The sequence below is a fragment of the Sporomusa termitida genome (genome assembly GCF_007641255.1).
GTDB lineage: Bacteria > Bacillota > Negativicutes > Sporomusales > Sporomusaceae > Sporomusa > Sporomusa termitida.
Genome location: NZ_CP036259.1, coordinates 4457424 through 4474438, shown reverse-complemented (window position 1 = coordinate 4474438; position 17015 = coordinate 4457424). Strand labels below are relative to the sequence as shown.

Here is a 17015-nt window from a genome sequence, read left to right as displayed (position 1 = left end):
TATTGCAGACATTGCTTGTTACAGGCGGGGCTGGTTTCATTGGCAGTAATTTTGTTCATTATATTATGGAAAATACCGGCTGCCACATTATCAATCTTGATAAACTGACTTATGCGGGTAATCTGACCAATTTGAAATCACTGCACCATCAGCCACGCCATACTTTTGTTAAAGGATCTATTGAGGACCGGACCTTGTTGCGGCAATTGCTTGAGCAATACCGGCCGGACGGGGTTGTCCACCTTGCTGCCGAATCCCATGTGGACCGGTCGATTAACGGTCCGCGAACATTTATCCAGACAAATATCGTCGGGACCTTTGAATTGCTGGAGTGTGTGCGTGATTACTGGTCTAATCTGGATCCGGACAAGAAAACATCGTTTCGTTTTCTCCATATATCCACTGATGAAGTTTACGGCTCATTAGGGGCGGAAGGATATTTTACTGAAGCAACCAGGTATGCACCTAATTCGCCCTATTCGGCTTCAAAGGCTGCGTCGGATCATCTGGTGCGGGCTTACTTTCATACCTATGGTCTGCCTGTTTTGATAACCAATTGCTCAAATAATTACGGACCGTATCAATTCCCTGAAAAACTTATTCCTTTAATCATCCTTACGGCACTCGCAGGCCAGCCGCTGCCTGTTTATGGTGATGGCAGCAATATCAGGGATTGGCTCTATGTACAGGATCATTGCAGTGCCATACTGAAAGTGCTGACCTGTGGACGCCCTGGTGAAGTCTATAATGTCGGTGGTAATAACGAGCAGACTAATCTGCAGGTAGCTCAGGCAATTTGCCATTTGCTGAACACAATGAAACCTGGCGGGAACAGGGACGATTTCTGTGAACTCATAACTTTTGTTAAAGACCGCCCCGGTCATGACCAGCGCTATGCCATTGATGCTTCTAAACTGCAGACTGAGCTCGGGTGGGCTCCACGGGAATCTTTTGCCACCGGACTCGCCAAGACAGTTGGGTGGTATTTAGCTAATCTGAAGTGGTGTGAAGCAATTACAACAGGCAGTTATCGTGGTGAGCGTCTGGGGCTTATTAACGGTCAGGGGTGTGAGGGATGATTAAAAAAGGCATTATCCTGGCAGGCGGTACAGGTACCCGGCTGTATCCCCTGACTCAAGTAGTAAGCAAGCAGCTTATGCCGGTATATGATAAGCCGATGATATACTATCCACTGTCCACACTAATGCTGTCAGGTATAAAAGAAATACTGGTTATATCGACACCGCTGGACCTGCCCTTGTACCAGCAACTACTGAAAGACGGTACACAATGGGGCATAAATATCAGTTATGCAGTCCAGCCGTATCCCGGGGGTATTGCTCAGGCTTTTATTGTCGGGCAGAGTTTTATTGGCAGTGACGGCTGTGCCTTAGTGCTTGGGGATAACATCTATTATGGCGATGGCCTGGGGGGCAAACTCCAAAATGCCGCCAGCAAAAATATCGGGGCTACTGTTTTTGGCTACCGGGTTAGTAATCCCGAACAATATGGCGTAGTTGAATTTAACAAGGCGGGCGAAGCGATTGGCATTGAAGAAAAACCTGTAAAACCTAAATCAAATTATGCGATAACCGGTTTGTACTTTTATGACGAGCAGGTAGTCGATATGGCCCTGAGCCTTAAACCCAGTGCCAGGGGCGAACTGGAGATTACCGACATCAACAAGCTGTATCTCACTAAAGGGCAACTTAAGGTAGAACGCCTGGGGCGGGGGTTTGCCTGGCTTGATACTGGGACTCATAATATGCTGCTGCAAGCAGCCAATTTTATTGAAACAATTGAGCAAAGGCAAGGATTAAAAATTGCCTGCCCGGAAGAGATTGCCTATCGTAGGGGTTATATTTCAGCCGAGCAAATCCTTAACATCGCCAAAATGTATAACAATAACGGCTATGGGCGGTACTTACTGAATGTAGCGCAGGGGGACGCGCTATCATGAAATGCTATGCAACGGTATTGCCGGAGGTAAGGGTCATTGAGCCTGATATTTTTGAAGATAACCGGGGTTTCTTTATGGAGACCTGGAATGCCTCCCGCTATGCGGAACTAGGTATTGCCGCAACGTTTGTGCAGGATAATTTATCCTTATCGTCACAAGGCATTCTGCGCGGGCTCCATTTTCAACAGCCGAATCCCCAGGGAAAACTAGTGCAGGTTTTGCAGGGAGAAGTGTTTGACGTGGCCGTAGATATCAGAAATGGCTCACCGACGTTCGGCCAATGGGTCGGTATCACCTTAACTGCAGACAATAGAAAGCAATTGTTTATTCCTGAAGGCTTTGCCCACGGTTTTTGCGTAGTGAGCCAGACGGCATTATTGAGTTATAAATGCACGGACTTCTATTACCCTCAACATGAGGGCGGTATTTGCTGGAATGATTCAGAGTTGGCTATAACCTGGCCAGTGGCTGAACCGGCTTTATCGGTCAAAGATAAGCAGTACCCTGAACTAAAAGCCATACCTTTGGCGCGTTTGCCAATACTGAGGATAGACGGATGAAAATGTTAATTACCGGTGGAACAGGCCAATTAGGGCGGGCTTTTAGTGAGCTGACAAATATCGCCGATGTACAGCTTTTCTCTTTTAGCTCCAGGGAATTAAATGTTACAGATACCCAGCAGATTCGCACTATCTTTAATCAAATTCGCCCGGATGCTGTGATTCATGCCGGTGCATTCACCGCTGTTGACGCGGCCGAGTCTCAGGCTGACGCCGCATTTAAGGTTAATGTGACTGGTACGCGGAACATAGCCGCAGCTTGTCTGCATTATAGCAGCAAATTGATATATATTAGTACTGATTACGTATTTGATGGAAAAAGCAGCCACCCTTATACCGAGTTTGACCAGCCGAATCCTCTAAATATTTACGGCCGGAGCAAGCTGGAAGGGGAAAAAATTGCTGCCAGGATTTGCCCCCGGCTTTATATTGTCAGGACTTCCTGGCTTTATGGGCTGGGCCATAATTTTATCCATACTATTTTAAAACTTGCTAAGGAACGTGAGTTTCTTACCATTGTTAATGATCAAATCGGATCACCGACCAATTCTCTGGACCTGGCCCAGGGCATTATGACCCTGGTGCATACTTGGGACTATGGTACGTATCATATGTCCAACAAAGGACAATGCACCTGGCATGAATTCGCCAGGGAGATTGTGAGGCTTACCGGCCAGAGCGTAGACATAAGGCCTATCAGTACGGCGGAGTTGGCTTTGCCGGCAGCCAGGCCCGCTTATTCCGTATTGCGCAACTATATGCTGGAGCTGGCCGGGGGCGATTATTTCCGTTCCTGGCAAGAGGGACTCCAGGATTATATAAAAAAATAAAAAATTACCTTTGTGGATAGCCGAAAGGATATCCATTTTTGTTGCCGGCTGAGGGCGAAGTGGTTTCGGCTCCAGGGGTCTAGTAACTTAATGATTGGGTACTGCATAAACTACATTGAATTAACCTTTATTAATGTAGTTAAACGAAGGAGGGAATGACATGGGCTTTGGTTTTGGTGGTTACGGTGGGCATGGTCGCGGTAACAGTTGGTGTATTGTGATTATCATCATAATATTGCTGTTAACCTGCTTCGGGGATGAAGACAGTTGCAGCTGTTAGCCGATATGAAGTGAAGCCTCTACTTACAATGAGCCGGCCCGCAAGACCGGCTCATTTGCGTGATAAAAACGCCACCGGCCAATGCAATTTGACTAACAAAAATCTGTCAAAAAATCCGATTGATTTTTGTATACACAGGTGTTATAATAAATACAAGAATAAAGTATACATAGCCGATTGGTGACAGAATGAATTTTATTCGGGGTCTGTCACTGATCGTGTCAGAGTATACACAGTATAAAAACCCCCATCATAGGACTCGGGCGTGCCGGGTGCTAATGATGGGGGTTTTTTATGCTATGAGGGGCAACAAACCGGACAGCCTTGCATTCGGAAAGGTTTCTCCAGGTGCGCTTGGTTAAGAAGGTCCTGGTTGTTAAAAACATCCAGAGTAGGCCCGTCGGCAAGCACCGTGCCGGCGCCGATAACTACTGTACGGGGGCATAGATCCAATACTAAATCCAGGTCGTGGGTGGCTATAATCTTGGTGTGTGTAAAGGTTTTGAGCAGATTAATTAATTGACGGCGGGCCAGTGGATCAAGTCCGGCTGTAGGCTCGTCCATTACTAAGATAGACGGGTCCATTGCGATAACAGCTGCAATCGCGACCGCCCGTTTCTGACCGCCTGACAGCCGGTAAGGAGTACGGTCCTTAAGCGGCCAAGCTCCTACCGTGTTTAGGGCGGCGGTTACCCGGGCATCCACTTCAGCCGGAGGAAATCCCAGGTTTAATGGTCCAAATGCCACATCATCATACACTGTAGGCATAAACAGCTGATCATCAGAATTCTGAAAAACCATGCCGACTGCCCGGCGTACATGCGGCAATGTTTGTTTAGTGACCGGATAACCGCCAATATTTACTGTTCCGGAAGTGGGCAAAAGTACTCCGATCAGGTGGGATAAAAGCGTGGTTTTTCCTGACCCATTGGCGCCAACAATGGCAACCGATTCCCCATGAGTAATGCGTACCGACAAGCCGCGTAACGCTTCCGTCCGGTCCGGATAAGTGTAGGTCACATCTGTTAGTTCAACGATATGATGGCTCATTTATATACCCCCATGAGTAGATTGCCTAATAATTGCGGCAGATTAAACCAGCGGCCAACCATGAAAAAAGTGACCCAAAAGATGAGATATATTATGTCTGCTCCTGTCAGGGTCCTGGTGCGAAGCAGCCGGACCTCGCCGTCAAAGCCCCGGCAGAGCATTGCCTGATAAATACGGTTAGCACGGTCAATAGAACGAAGCAGGAGCTGGCCTAAGAGGGAACCCCAGGCCCGGAACTGAACTCCCTCGCCATGAAAAGACCGCAGACTGTAGGCTGTGATACAGCGAACAAATTCTTCCACCAGGACATGTATATAACGATACATGAATAACAGCTGGGTCACAATGATCTTAGGAACGCCTATTTTCAGCAATGCCAAACAAAGAGCATCAATGCCTGTTGTTGCTACTAAGATTAAAGCCGTAGTGACTGTCAAGCACAATCTGATTGTAAGCGAGACAAAGGAAATCCAACCGCCGCTAATGACCAGTGAGCCGATGTTTATAACCGGTGTATGATCGATAAGCGGATTAAAAATGCCGATGAACACGATAAAAGGTGCAATGATTAACAATCGTTTCAGAATTAATGATAAGGGCAGGTTGCCGAGGGCAACTAAAACTGCAGGGAATAAAAAGAAAGGTAAAAGTCCGGTAATCTCATATTTGGAAGAAGAAGTAACTGCAATGATAAAAACAAGAGTGGTAATGAGCTTTACGCAGGGGTTGAGGCGGTGAATCAAGGTGTCCTGGGTGGAGATCGCATCAAGATAGCGTAAATCGAGCCAGTTTGCTTCAATTTTTAGCATAAATCAACCTCTTTTACGAAACCATAAATGTGAGGGGAGGTTAGATAAGGGGATACGGTTGGGCCGTATCCCCTTATCGATTACCTTGCGAAACGCTGGAGGCCTTTTCCGATGATATAGGCCAGGGCTAAAGTCATGACCGAGCCGATTAACCCGGCCAGGGAGGTGCCGCTGTCAACTGCCGGCCAGGCTGCCGTTTCTTCCGTCTCAACTGCATTGACTCCAACTGAGGCCGCCGCGGTTTCTTCTGCAGGCGGCTTAACGTTATAACCAGGCAGAAAGGCGGTTTTTTCCTGTATTTCGGCAAAGAAACTGTGAATTCCTGCCGGGACATTTAATTCAGGTGCGCCGGTTACATTGGTAATTGACCATTCCAGCCCATCCGGGTTGGCGGAGGCGAACCAGCTTAACGCCCCACTGGTGAGTACGGCGGCAATTAACAGAGTAATAAAAACATTTTTGACGGGAATAGGGCCCAATGGCTGTCCCAGTGCCGTTTTCTGCAGAATTTCCGGTGATTCTTTCATAATAAATAAAACAATAACCGCTGTAATCAGTCCTTCCACTAACCCGATTGCTAAGTGGATAGGCTGCATGAGGAGTACGAAGGCCGAGAAGGGCAACTCTGAAATTCCGGAGAAGAGTGTTGCCAGCACAACCCCGAAGGCACCTAATTGCAGGCCAATGACGGCTGCCAATAGGGAAGCAAAAAATATCCGTCCCTGTGAGGGGCTGTTGGCCGTTAATGGTTTGTAGATCAAAGGGTAGGCGATAAAGCAGGCGACAAAACCCATATTAAAGATATTGGCACCAAGGGCCAGCAGACCACCATCGGCAAAAAACAAGCACTGAATTGTTAAGATTGACGCGATCGTTAAGGCGGCAGCCTGTGGCCCGAGCAAAATGGCCAGCAGGAGCCCCCCGCACAAGTGGCCGCTGGAACCGGTTCCCGGAATTGAAAAATTAATCATTTGCGCTGCAAATACGAAAGCTCCCAGTACTCCCATTAAGGGAACCTTGCGATCATCAAGCTCGCTTTGGACTTTTTTTGCGGCATAAGCAGCCAAACCGGCTGTTGCTGCCCACATGACCCCGCCGACTGCCGGGGAGATTAATGCGTCTGCCATATGCATGTTAAATCAACTCCTAACTATTTATATGACTGCCAGGTCACTATTACCAACAAAAAAAGACTACCAAGAAACCCCAGGCACTGCTGCTGGGATGAGACTTTCGTAGCCTTATTTCACCGGTATTTAGTTGGATAAAATATGAGTTAGCTCTTCAGAACTTCAGGTATCGTCATGATACGCTGTTTTGTGAATATTTTTATCAATATGAATTATTCGTTATAGACTTACTTTATTCCTGCTAGAGTTATAATGGTTTAATTTTTTATTTTATTTATAGTTGGCAGCTAATGTATCAACGAATCGGCAAATCAGTGCTATAATAATAAATAGCAAAAGCGAGTGTGATTTTTGGGGAGAGGAGGGATGAGCATGTTTCAGGAATTCTCAGTGGTGGACAACGAAGTACAGGTCACGCTTACCGGCAGTATTTATGTGGAAGAGGCCACGGCTATCAGAGCAAAGTTAATTGAATATATTGACCAGGGGTTTAGGCGCTTTGTTATCACCATGCAGAATGTTGACTATATCGACAGTTCAGGTTTAGGTGTGCTGGTTGCTGTACAGAAGCGGGCTGTGCAAAACGGTGGTGGCGTGGCCATTAAAGGCATTCAAGGCATTGTTAAGGAATTATTTGAACTGACCCGTCTGAATAAGGTGTTTGAGATTCTTTAATCAGCAAACGATTAAACAGCCACTCAGACTAGAGTGGCTGTTATTCGTTAAAGGCTAATTAGTTTAAGATAGGTCAAAAATTAACGGAATTGTGTAAATTTTTGATTATGCAGGTTTTTAGTTATTAGGACCCGAATATTATGGAGGTACTTTAGAATAATATGTATCCGGAGGCTTGTTGTTAATGAAGGGTTTACATCCCATACTGATAAGTGTTTGTTTGGCTATCCTGATCGTATTTAGTGCAGGTTGTGGAACGGGTGCGCTGTTGGCACCGAAAGCCTACAAAGAAACACAATTTCTTATGGATACCATTATCGACATAACAGCCTATGGTCAGGGTAATGAAGCAGCTGTTAAAGCTGCGTTTGACGAGTTTAAACGCATTAATGAGCTAACCAATCGCTTTGATGATAATAGTCAGGTTACTAAGATTAATCAGGCCGCGGGCAAAAACAAAGTCCAAGTTGACCCGGACATCATTGCGATGCTTAAACTGGCCCGGGATCGCTCAGAAAAATTTGAGGGGGCGCTGGACGTAACGGTAGGGGCGCTGACAGAGCTTTGGGGCGTGGGGCATAAGGGTGAATTTGTACCAGGTCAGGCGGAAATTAAGGCTGTGCTGCCACTGGTAAATTATCGCTTGCTGGAGCTGAATGACCAGGAAAATACCGTGTTTTTACCTCAGGCAGGTATGCGGATTGACCTGGGGGCAGTTGCCAAAAGCTATGCAAACCGTAAGGCAATTGAGGTTCTAAAGGCTAAAGGGATAAAGTCAGCGCTGATAAATGCCGGCGGTGAGGTGCGGGTTGTCGGCACCAGGCCTGACGGGCAAGCCTGGCGGGTCGGTGTGCAGGATCCCCGGAATATGGAAGGCTTAGCCGCCAAAGTGGCGCTGACGGAGTGGGACTCACTGGAAACATCCGGCGATTATCAGCGTTTTTTTATTAAAGATAATGTGAGATATGCCCATATTATCGATCCCCGTACCGGGGGGCAGCCACGGCAGGTAATCAGTGTTACTGTTATCTCCAAGGTCGATAATGATGCCGATGTCTTAAGCACGGCCCTGTTTGTGCTCGGGGTTGAGAAGGGTCAGCGATTATTACAGCAATTTCCGGATACCGAAGCTATTTTCATTACTAATGACGGGCAAAAAGTTGTAACCCCCGGTTTGACGGGAAAAATAGAGTTTTAGGTGGATATTATGGATATAAAACAAATAAGAAGTCAGGTGGCTGCCATGCTGCGCAGCCACTCAGTAAAGATTGCCAATGCTGATAATTACCTGCAGGCCGCTGTTACCGTGCCGCTGGTTGATGTTGATGGCCACCCTTCTGTTTTGTTTGAGGTACGGTCAGGCAACCTGCAGTGGCAGCCTGGCGAAATATGTTTTCCCGGCGGCAGGATAGAGGCCGCGGACAGCAGCCCCTTGGCTGCGGCTGTACGGGAAACGATTGAGGAGCTGTACGTGCAGCCGGAAGCGATTGAGGTACTGGGGCCGCTCGACATTATGGTTAATCCCATCGGTGTAATGATTTACCCGTTTGTCATCCACTTAGCGGCCGGGTTACCGTTTACACCTAACGCCGCTGAAGTGGCAGAGGTATTTACCGTTCCCCTGGAATTTTTACTCAATACCAAGCCGCGGGTGGCGTCGATGGAGATGGCAACCAAACCGTTGGCCGGTTTTCCCTTTGACCTGCTGCCGCCCGACTATCCTCAGGGCTACCGGCGGCGATATAAATACCAGGTGTTGTTTTATCAATATAAAAACTATGTTATCTGGGGCCTGACAGCCGGTGTTCTGGAGGAGTTTCTGAATACTTTCCGTAACCACACCGACGGAGCTATGAACGTATGATTCCCCATATTATCCTGTTAGTGAGTATTACGGGTCTGGTTTTTACTTACCCCTTTGACGGTTATTTCCGGTTTACGCTCAGTGTGGCCGTGCTTGCCACACTGCTCTTATATTTTGAACGTTTGCCTATTGTACGGGTGGCGGCAGCCTCGGGCGGCCTCATTCTTTTATTCCGTACGGCCATCAAATATCCTTTTGTTAATGAAACACTGTTGAGTGCCACACTCCATAATCTGCCATCCTTTTGTTATTATCTTACCTACGGTCTTTTGTTCAGAGTGCTCAGAATACGGGATTATACCGGCAATGTACCGGCTCTGGTTCTGTTATTGAGCATCTGTGACATTGCCAGCAATTGTGTTGAATTAATGATTCGCCGGGAATTGGTCAGCCTAAGTCTGGAGACAGTATTGACAAGTGTCGTATCAATGGGGGTTGGGCGGGCGCTACTGGCCGTGGCCGGCTATTATTCGCTGAAACGGTACCGGGACTTTGTACTGGCTGAAGATCATGCAGCCCGCTATGCGGAACTTATCCTGATTATCGCCAGGCTTAAAGCAGAGTTATTTTATCTTAAAAAATCCTCAGGCGATATTGAGCTGGTTATGGAAAAGGGCTATACGCTGTATCAAACCCTTAATGCTGCCAGCCCGGGTGAACTGGCCCGGACTGATTCGCCAGCCGCCCGGGCCTTGGCCATTGCCCGGGACATCCATGAGGTAAAAAAGGATTACTACCGCGTAACCCGCGGGATAGAAGAGATTCTGGATGTGGCTGTTACTAAGGAAGGTCTGCCCTTAGACGAGTTTTTTCAAATTGTTGAGCAGAATACCAGACGCTTTATCAGCAGTTTGGACAAGCCGGTCACAATTACCTTTGACTATGAGGGCCAGCTTGTTACCGATCAATACTATACAATTGTTTCTATCCTGGATAATCTTATTACCAATGCGGTTGAAGCCGCCCAGTCTGCAGGCGTCATTGCTGTGACCGGGCTTTGCAGCGGTGGCCGACTGGTGCTTACAGTCGCCGATAACGGCCCGGGCATTCGGCCTGAGGACCGGGAACTTATCTTTGCACCAGGGTATTCGACAAAGTTCTCCGAGGTTACCGGGCAAATGTCAACAGGCCTGGGTTTAATTCATGTTAAAAATCTGGCAGAACTTCTGGGCGGTGAGATCACTTTTATATCCGTACCGGGAAAAACAGTATTTACCGTTGCTTTGCCGCTGGCCAAGCTGGCAGTCAGCAGGGAGAGCAAGTAGGCAGGATGATAAAGGGGTGTAGGATAAGCCATGCGGTTTATAATTATTGAAGATGATGTCAGTGTCCGGAAAATTATTAGCAATATTATCAATAAATATCAGTTGGGGACAGTCGTTGCCGAGTGTGGTGACGGGTTAAAAGCCGAGGCTTTCATCACAGAATATGCACCGGATGTCGCGTTGATTGATATGCTTTTACCGGGGCAGGACGGGGTTGAGCTGATTCGAAAAATGCGGGATAACACCCTGGATACCTCTTTTATTATGGTATCTGAGAGTACCAGCCAGCCGATGATTACTAAAGCTTATCAAACCGGTATAGATTTTTATATTCACAAGCCGATTAATGTTCTGGAGATTGTTTCCGTCATCCGCAGGGTTGAGGAAAGCAGGCGGCTGAGGGCCGTGATGTCGTTGATTTCCCAGACTACTGCCAAATATGGCAGTCCGCCAGCACGCCCGGCCGAGGCAGACGATAATACCAAAAAGAACCGGATTAACCGGATGTTTTCAGAACTCGGCATTATTGGTGAGGCGGGCGCTAAAAACATTCACCAACTGATCCAACAGGTAGACTCCCGGGTAACAGGCGATGAACATCAGGCCTACCAGCTGCATGAACTCTATAACGAGCTGTCCCAGGCAATTGGCCAGGATGTCAAGACAATTGAGCAGCGGGTACGGCGGGCAATCGCGAAAGCTATGCAGAATGTTGCCAATATGGGGATTGAAGACTATCACAACGACAAATTTGAGGTTTACAGCGGCGCGTTGTTTGATTTTAAAGAAATCAGACAGGAGATGGCTTTTATTCAGGGCAAAGGTACCTATCACGGAAAAATTAATATCAAGAAATTTCTCGAAGGCCTCCTGTTTCTGGCAGATGAATGACCCCGCTTAAGCGGGGTCATTGTATTATGTATACTTATTATTTATAAATGAAACTTTGTGTATGTTTTTGTAGTTTTTTATAGAGGCTCATTTACATTAAATTCTGACAGATTATTTAAGCAGAGAATATAAGGAGGTAATTTATGTCTCACCCTCAAGCTGCCCCGAAGAAAGGTATGGGCCTGACAACTCAGATTTTTATCGGTCTTATTCTTGGTGTGATTTTTGGCTATGCCTTCCCTAAATATGCTGTAGAGCTTAAGCCGGTTGGGGATATGTTTATCCGTATGATCAAGATGATCGTTGTACCTTTGGTGTTCAGCTCACTGGTTATGGGTATTGCCGGCACCGGCGATTTCAAGAAATTAGGCCGTCTGGGCGCGAAAACTATTTTGTGGTTTGAAATTGCCACAACGTTGGCCCTGATTGTCGGTCTTGTTGTTGTTAATGTCTTCCAGCCCGGTGTTGGTGTTAATGTTACTGGCGGTGACGCCAGTGTCGCTGCTGCCGCCGCGAACAAGAGCATTGATATGACGCAAATGCTTGTTAATATTGTCCCTACTAATATAGTTGATGCCATGGGCCGTGGCGATATGCTCCAAATCATCCTATTTTCGACATTTTTCGGTGTTGCCGCCGCTGCTATGGGCGCTAAGGGCAGACCGGCAGTCGATATGTGTATCAGCGTTGCCGAAATTATGTTTAAGTTTACCTGGTATGTAATGAAGCTGGCGCCGATCGGCGTATTTGCCCTGATTGCCTTTACTGTCGGTAAATTTGGTCTGGGGATGCTGATTCCATTGGGTAAGCTGATCGGTTCCCTGTATTTTGCCTTGATTGCTTTCGTTTTCCTGGTATTGTTCAGTGCCTCGTTTGTTATCCGTGTGAATTTCTTCCATTTACTCCGGGCGTTAAAAGAGCCAATCCTCATCGCCTTCTCAACCGCCTCCAGTGAAGCCGCGCTGCCGATAGCCATGGAAAAGCTTGAGAAGTTCGGTGTGCCCAAACATATAATTACTTTCGTATTACCGACCGGCTATACCTTCAATCTTGACGGCTCAACCCTGTACAGTGCTTTGGCGGTTGTGTTCATTGCCCAGGTCTATGGTGTGCCGTTCGATATCTCTCAGCAGATCCTTATGGTTCTCACCCTGATGTTGTCCACCAAAGGGATTGCCGCGGTACCTGGCGCATCACTGATCGTTATCGCCGGTACTGCCGCCGCTTTCGGCCTGCCTGTGGAAGGCATCGGCATTATTCTTGGTGTTGACCGTATTCTGGATATGGCCCGTACCGCCTGTAATCTGATTGGTAACTGTGTAGCGGCCGTAGTTGTTGCCCGTTGGGAGAAAGAGCTGCCTGACGATGTACTGCAAGTGGCTTATGCGCAAAGCTATGAAGATTAATCATTGCTATGTTTTTACGGACTGCTAAGGCAGTCCGTGTTTTTTTTATTTTTTGCTTTAGTGAAAAAAAGGATAAAAGGAAAATCGGTAGAATTAGAAAAGTTGTATTGATATCCAGTTGGAATGGAGTTATAGATGATGAAACAGATTTCACTAGCTTTTGGGCTGCAGGAGCTAACGATTTGTCTGCCGCAGAAAAACCTGATTGAGTTCATTGAAGGCCGGGAAACAGTACCTGTTAACGATGTTTCCCTGGCTGTCCGTGAAGTTCTGAATAACCCCATTGCCTCACCGTCTTTACGGGAAGTGGTGCAGCCAGGTGACAAAATTGTAATAATCGCTTCTGATATTACCAGGCAGTGGGTCCGGCATGACCTGTTCCTGCCGGACCTGCTGGATGAACTTAATAGTGCCGGTATTGTTGACAGCAATATAACACTGGTGACTGCGCTGGGAGCTCACCGGCGGCATACCTGGGAAGACAATAAGCTGACTTATGGCCAGGAGGTCGTAGACCGGATAAATATTGTCCAAAGCTGTGCAGCAGAAACGGCCGATTTTGCTTATTGCGGCTGTACCCGCCGGGGAACACCGGTCTATATTAACCGCCATGTCCTCCAGGCCGGTAAAGTTATTCTGACCGGCGGCATTACGTATCACTCGCTGGCTGGTTTTGGCGGCGGACGTAAAGCAATCCTCCCTGGCGTTGCCGGGTATGAAACCATCCAGGCCAATCACCGTCTTTGCTTAAGCCCGGGTCAGGGAAACGGTCCCAACCCGGAATGCCGGCAGGGTAATCTGGCGACAAATGAGATGCATCTTGATATGCTCGAGATAGCGGCTATGGTTAAGCCGGATTTTCTCCTCAATGCCGTATTTACGGCTGCCGGCGACTTTGCCGGCTTTGTTGCCGGCCACTGGTATGAGGCCTGGCTGTCAGGCTGCCGCCAAGCAGCAGCGATTGCCGGTGTTCCGGTGTCGGACCCGGCTGATGTTGTGATTGCTTCTGCCGGTGGTTATCTTAAAGACATTAATTTCTATCAGGCATCCAAGGCCATTGAGAATGCCTGTCTTGCTGTCAGGGCCGGCGGTATTCTGATCGTTGTTATGGAATGCCGGGAGATCAGTGAGCCACCCGACTTTAGTCAGTGGTTTGACTATTCCACACTTTATGCCCGTGAGACAGCGTTGCGTGAGGAATTTACAGTACCTGGCTTTGTTGCCTTAAAGCTTGGCTTTATTGCCAAATCCACGCCAGTTATTATTGTTTCACAGCCGGAAAACCAGGTTTTTTTGGAAAAGGCGGGCATGTTGTTTGCAGTTTCCCTGGAGGCTGCCTTACAATTGGCGGCCGCAGCGCTTGGCCGGCAGGAGTTTCGAATTAGTATTATGCCCCACGGAGGAAATGTGGTGCCCTGCGCAACGTCCAGTCGTTAAAGATAATTCGCATAAAAACACTAAAAATAAACACAAAATGAATTTTGGTGTCAGGCAGGAAATACAGGGAAAAATGGCGAAATACCTTAAGATTGTGCTTTATAAATATTATACCGGAGGGGATTTTTATGCAGAAAAAAATAGTATTGCTGGTGCTTATAGCAGCCATGCTGGCTATAGGGGCTGCCGGCTGCGGCGCCAATAAACCGGCACAGCAGGCAGTGCCACAGGCAGCAGAGAAAAAACCGGTCATTATTGCCTATACCCCGTGGACGGGATATGGCGCCCTGTTTGTTGCCAAAGAAAAAGGCATGTTTACAAACCGGGGCGTTGATGTCGAATTGCAGTCAATCGAAGGTGTCGGTGACCGCAAACAGGCATTGGTGGCCGGCAAGATTCAAGCGATGGCTGCCTCCCTTGATGTGTCGGTTTCCGCTGCCGGCGAAGGTGTGCCGATGAAATTTGTCTGGGCATTTGATGCATCTAATGGCGCCGACGGCCTGATTGTAAAAAAAGGGCAAGGTATTGAAACCATTGCTGATCTGAAAGGCAAAGAGATTGCCTTCCATCGGGGATCGGCCGCGCATTTCTTTTTAAACACTTTGCTTGAGGAAAACGGCCTGCAAGACAGTGATATTAAAGCCGTTGATATGAAGGCCAGCGAAGCTGCCGCCGCCTTTATGGCCGGCAGAGTAGATGCTGCTGTTACCTGGGAACCGCATTTAGGTAAGGCCAAGGCTGCCGGTGAAACAGTGCTGGCTACTACCAAAGATACCCCGGGTCTTATTGCCGATGTATTAGCTTTCCGGGAAGATATCACTAAAAATAATCCTGAAACCGTACAGGCTGTGGTGGCGGCTCTGGCTGAGGCCACTGAATTTATTAGTAAAAATCCCGAAGAAGCCAATAAAATTTTGGCAGCCGCCTTCAAGATGAAACCCGAAGAGGTGGCTGCCGATAGCCAGACCGTCAAGTTTTATGGCTTGCAAGATAATCTGGAGTTTTATGGCACCCAGGAAAAGCCGGGAGCAATTTATGCAGTGGGCAACCGGGCCAGTGCCTTTTATATTAAACTAAAACTTTTATCCCAGGCCCCGGATCTGAACAAATATATCGACAACACTTTTATAACCAAGGTTAAGTAGCCGGTAAGGCTATACGGCCGTGCTAGAGGCATTTTCAGCTTCTGCGCGGCCTTTTTCCCCGGATATAAGAATATAATCCATAAGGAGGCTGGAATTATGGTCAAGTGCAAACTGTTAACACCTAAAGCTGAAATTGCCGCACCGCTGTACGTAACTTTGAGCGCATTGACCTTTGTTCTATTAGGCGTCATCTGGTCGGCGCTTACTTACAGCGACCTTATTCCTCCTATGTTTTTACCCCCGCCGGACAAAGTTCTCAAAGATGGGGTATTATTATTTACTGAGTTTGATCTGCTGGCTGATATCTGGGCCAGTGTTGTCAGGGTTACGGTCGGCTTTGTGCTGGCGGCGGTGATTGCAGTGCCGCTGGGGATTTTGATGGGCAGCCTCAAGGTTTGTGAAGCGCTGGTTGAGCCGCTGTTAAGCTTTATCCGCTATATGCCGGCATCCGCCTTTATACCGCTGTTTATTCTCTGGCTCGGTATTGGTGAAAGCGAAAAAATTGCCGTTATTCTTTTCGGCACCTTTTTCCCGTTGGCCCTGATGGTTATGGATGTTACTAAAAATGTGGCCCATGACCTTATTGACACCTCCTATACGCTGGGTGTCTCACGGCTTGGCGTGTTCCGCCGGGTTATCCTGCCGGCCAGCCTGCCGGGTATCGTTGATACTCTGAGAATTGCTTTTGGCTGGGCCTGGACGTACCTGGTTGTTGCCGAAATCGTTGCTGCCGGCTCTGGTCTGGGGTACATGATTATGCAGTCCCAGCGCTTTTTAAAGACCGGGAATATCATCGTCGGCATTATTGTTATCGGTGTAATTGGCATACTCATCGATGTGGCATTTAAATGGCTGTATGCCAGGATGTTCCCCTGGCTGGGGAAAGGAGGCCGGTAGCATGACAGACACAGCGCAGGCAAGATTAATCATTGACGGCGTCAGTAAAACATTCACCGGGAAAGACCGTCAGGTTACGGCTTTGGCGGAGGCCAGTTTTACCGTTAAACCCAGTGAGTTTGTTACCATCCTCGGACCGTCAGGCTGTGGTAAATCTACAATTTTAAAGATTGTCGCCGGTCTCGAGTCCCCTACTTCCGGCCGGGTACTCTTAGACGGGCGTGAAATCACAGAACCCGGGCGGGACCGGGGCATGGTATTTCAGACCTACACCCTGTTTCCCTGGCTTTCGGTGCGGGAAAATATTGAGTTTGGGCTGGATGTTGCCGGCAAAACCAGGCAAGAACGCCAAGAGGTGTCTGAGCACTATATTGATAAAATTGGCCTGAGAGGCTTTGAAAATTTCTTTCCCCGTGATTTATCCGGCGGCATGAAGCAGCGGGTAGCTATTGCGCGGGCCTTGGCTAATGACCCTGAGGTGCTGTTAATGGATGAACCATTCGGTGCCCTGGATGCCCAAACCCGCACAGTCATGCAGGAACTGCTGCTGGATGTATGGGATGAATCGCATAAGACGATCCTTTTTGTTACCCATGATGTTGATGAAGCCGTTTTTATTGGTGACACGATCTATATTATGACAGCCCGGCCAGGGAGAATCAAAGCCAGAATAGAGGTTGACCTGCCGAATCAGCGCACCTTTGACCTGAAGCTGAGTGAACAATTTACGCAAATCAAGCGTCAGGTTATGAGGCTTATCAGGGAGGAAGCCTGGAAGGCTGCCAATACCAATACCTAAGGCGGAGGGAGCATGTT

At 47.9% G+C, this 17015-nt stretch carries 17 protein-coding genes; 14 read left to right on the top strand and 3 right to left on the bottom strand.

What is annotated here, in order from left to right:
- The first annotated feature begins 2 nt into the window (after positions 1–2).
- From rfbB to rfbD, 4 genes are read left to right on the top strand one after another with little or no spacing between them, the layout of a single operon-like run.
- The gene (gene rfbB / locus SPTER_RS20745; RefSeq protein WP_144352141.1) at positions 3–1079 is read left to right on the top strand and encodes a dTDP-glucose 4,6-dehydratase; all 1077 of its coding nucleotides are present in this window, start codon (positions 3–5) and stop codon (positions 1077–1079) included.
- Positions 1076–1960, top strand: a complete 885-nt coding sequence (rfbA, locus tag SPTER_RS20740) for a glucose-1-phosphate thymidylyltransferase RfbA (RefSeq protein ID WP_144352140.1) — start codon at positions 1076–1078, stop codon at positions 1958–1960. Before rfbB ends, rfbA begins: the two co-directional genes overlap by 4 nt.
- Entirely contained in the window at positions 1957–2520 is a 564-nt protein-coding gene (gene rfbC, locus SPTER_RS20735) for a dTDP-4-dehydrorhamnose 3,5-epimerase (RefSeq protein ID WP_144352139.1), read from the top strand. Before rfbA ends, rfbC begins: the two co-directional genes overlap by 4 nt.
- Complete coding sequence (gene rfbD / locus SPTER_RS20730; protein ID WP_144352138.1) at positions 2517–3350, top strand: dTDP-4-dehydrorhamnose reductase; 834 nt, start codon at positions 2517–2519, stop codon at positions 3348–3350. The genes rfbC and rfbD overlap by 4 nt, the downstream gene beginning before the upstream one ends.
- Before the next feature lie 577 nt (positions 3351–3927).
- On the opposite strand, the gene SPTER_RS20725 is transcribed toward rfbD, so the two are convergent.
- From SPTER_RS20725 to SPTER_RS20715, 3 genes are all read right to left on the bottom strand, one after another.
- The gene (locus tag SPTER_RS20725; protein WP_144352137.1) at positions 3928–4680 is read right to left on the bottom strand and encodes an energy-coupling factor ABC transporter ATP-binding protein; all 753 of its coding nucleotides are present in this window, start codon (positions 4678–4680) and stop codon (positions 3928–3930) included.
- Complete coding sequence (gene cbiQ, locus SPTER_RS20720) at positions 4677–5489, bottom strand: cobalt ECF transporter T component CbiQ (protein WP_144352136.1); 813 nt, start codon at positions 5487–5489, stop codon at positions 4677–4679. Before cbiQ ends, SPTER_RS20725 begins: the two co-directional genes overlap by 4 nt.
- Before the next feature lie 80 nt (positions 5490–5569).
- Positions 5570–6622, bottom strand: coding sequence for an energy-coupling factor ABC transporter permease (locus SPTER_RS20715; RefSeq protein WP_144352135.1), 1053 nt, complete (start codon positions 6620–6622; stop codon positions 5570–5572).
- Positions 6623–6991: 369 nt separating this feature from the next.
- On the opposite strand from SPTER_RS20715, the gene SPTER_RS20710 reads away from it, so the two are divergent.
- From SPTER_RS20710 to SPTER_RS20665, 10 genes are all read left to right on the top strand, one after another.
- Complete coding sequence (locus SPTER_RS20710) at positions 6992–7294, top strand: STAS domain-containing protein (RefSeq protein ID WP_144352134.1); 303 nt, start codon at positions 6992–6994, stop codon at positions 7292–7294.
- A gap of 184 nt (positions 7295–7478) precedes the next feature.
- Positions 7479–8492, top strand: a complete 1014-nt coding sequence (locus tag SPTER_RS20705) for an FAD:protein FMN transferase (protein ID WP_144352133.1) — start codon at positions 7479–7481, stop codon at positions 8490–8492.
- A gap of 9 nt (positions 8493–8501) precedes the next feature.
- Positions 8502–9158, top strand: a complete 657-nt coding sequence (locus SPTER_RS20700) for an NUDIX hydrolase (RefSeq protein WP_144352132.1) — start codon at positions 8502–8504, stop codon at positions 9156–9158.
- Complete coding sequence (locus tag SPTER_RS20695; protein WP_144352131.1) at positions 9155–10423, top strand: sensor histidine kinase; 1269 nt, start codon at positions 9155–9157, stop codon at positions 10421–10423. The genes SPTER_RS20700 and SPTER_RS20695 overlap by 4 nt, the downstream gene beginning before the upstream one ends.
- A 30-nt stretch (positions 10424–10453) precedes the next feature.
- Positions 10454–11314 (top strand): response regulator, encoded by an 861-nt coding sequence (locus SPTER_RS20690; protein WP_144352130.1) that lies wholly within the window; start codon positions 10454–10456, stop codon positions 11312–11314.
- 143 nt (positions 11315–11457) lie between these two features.
- A complete protein-coding gene (locus tag SPTER_RS20685; RefSeq protein ID WP_144352129.1) occupies positions 11458–12720 on the top strand; it encodes a dicarboxylate/amino acid:cation symporter in 1263 nt (420 codons plus the stop codon).
- A 135-nt stretch (positions 12721–12855) separates the two neighbouring features.
- Entirely contained in the window at positions 12856–14157 is a 1302-nt protein-coding gene (gene larAH10, locus SPTER_RS20680; RefSeq protein WP_144352128.1) for an NPN-dependent 2-hydroxyacid racemase, LarAH10 family, read from the top strand.
- 128 nt (positions 14158–14285) lie between these two features.
- Positions 14286–15302 (top strand): ABC transporter substrate-binding protein, encoded by a 1017-nt coding sequence (locus tag SPTER_RS20675; RefSeq protein WP_144352127.1) that lies wholly within the window; start codon positions 14286–14288, stop codon positions 15300–15302.
- Between the two features lie 96 nt (positions 15303–15398).
- Positions 15399–16199 (top strand): ABC transporter permease, encoded by an 801-nt coding sequence (locus SPTER_RS20670; protein ID WP_144352126.1) that lies wholly within the window; start codon positions 15399–15401, stop codon positions 16197–16199.
- Between the two features lies 1 nt (position 16200).
- Entirely contained in the window at positions 16201–16998 is a 798-nt protein-coding gene (locus SPTER_RS20665) for an ABC transporter ATP-binding protein (RefSeq protein WP_144352125.1), read from the top strand.
- Positions 16999–17015: the final 17 nt, after the last annotated feature.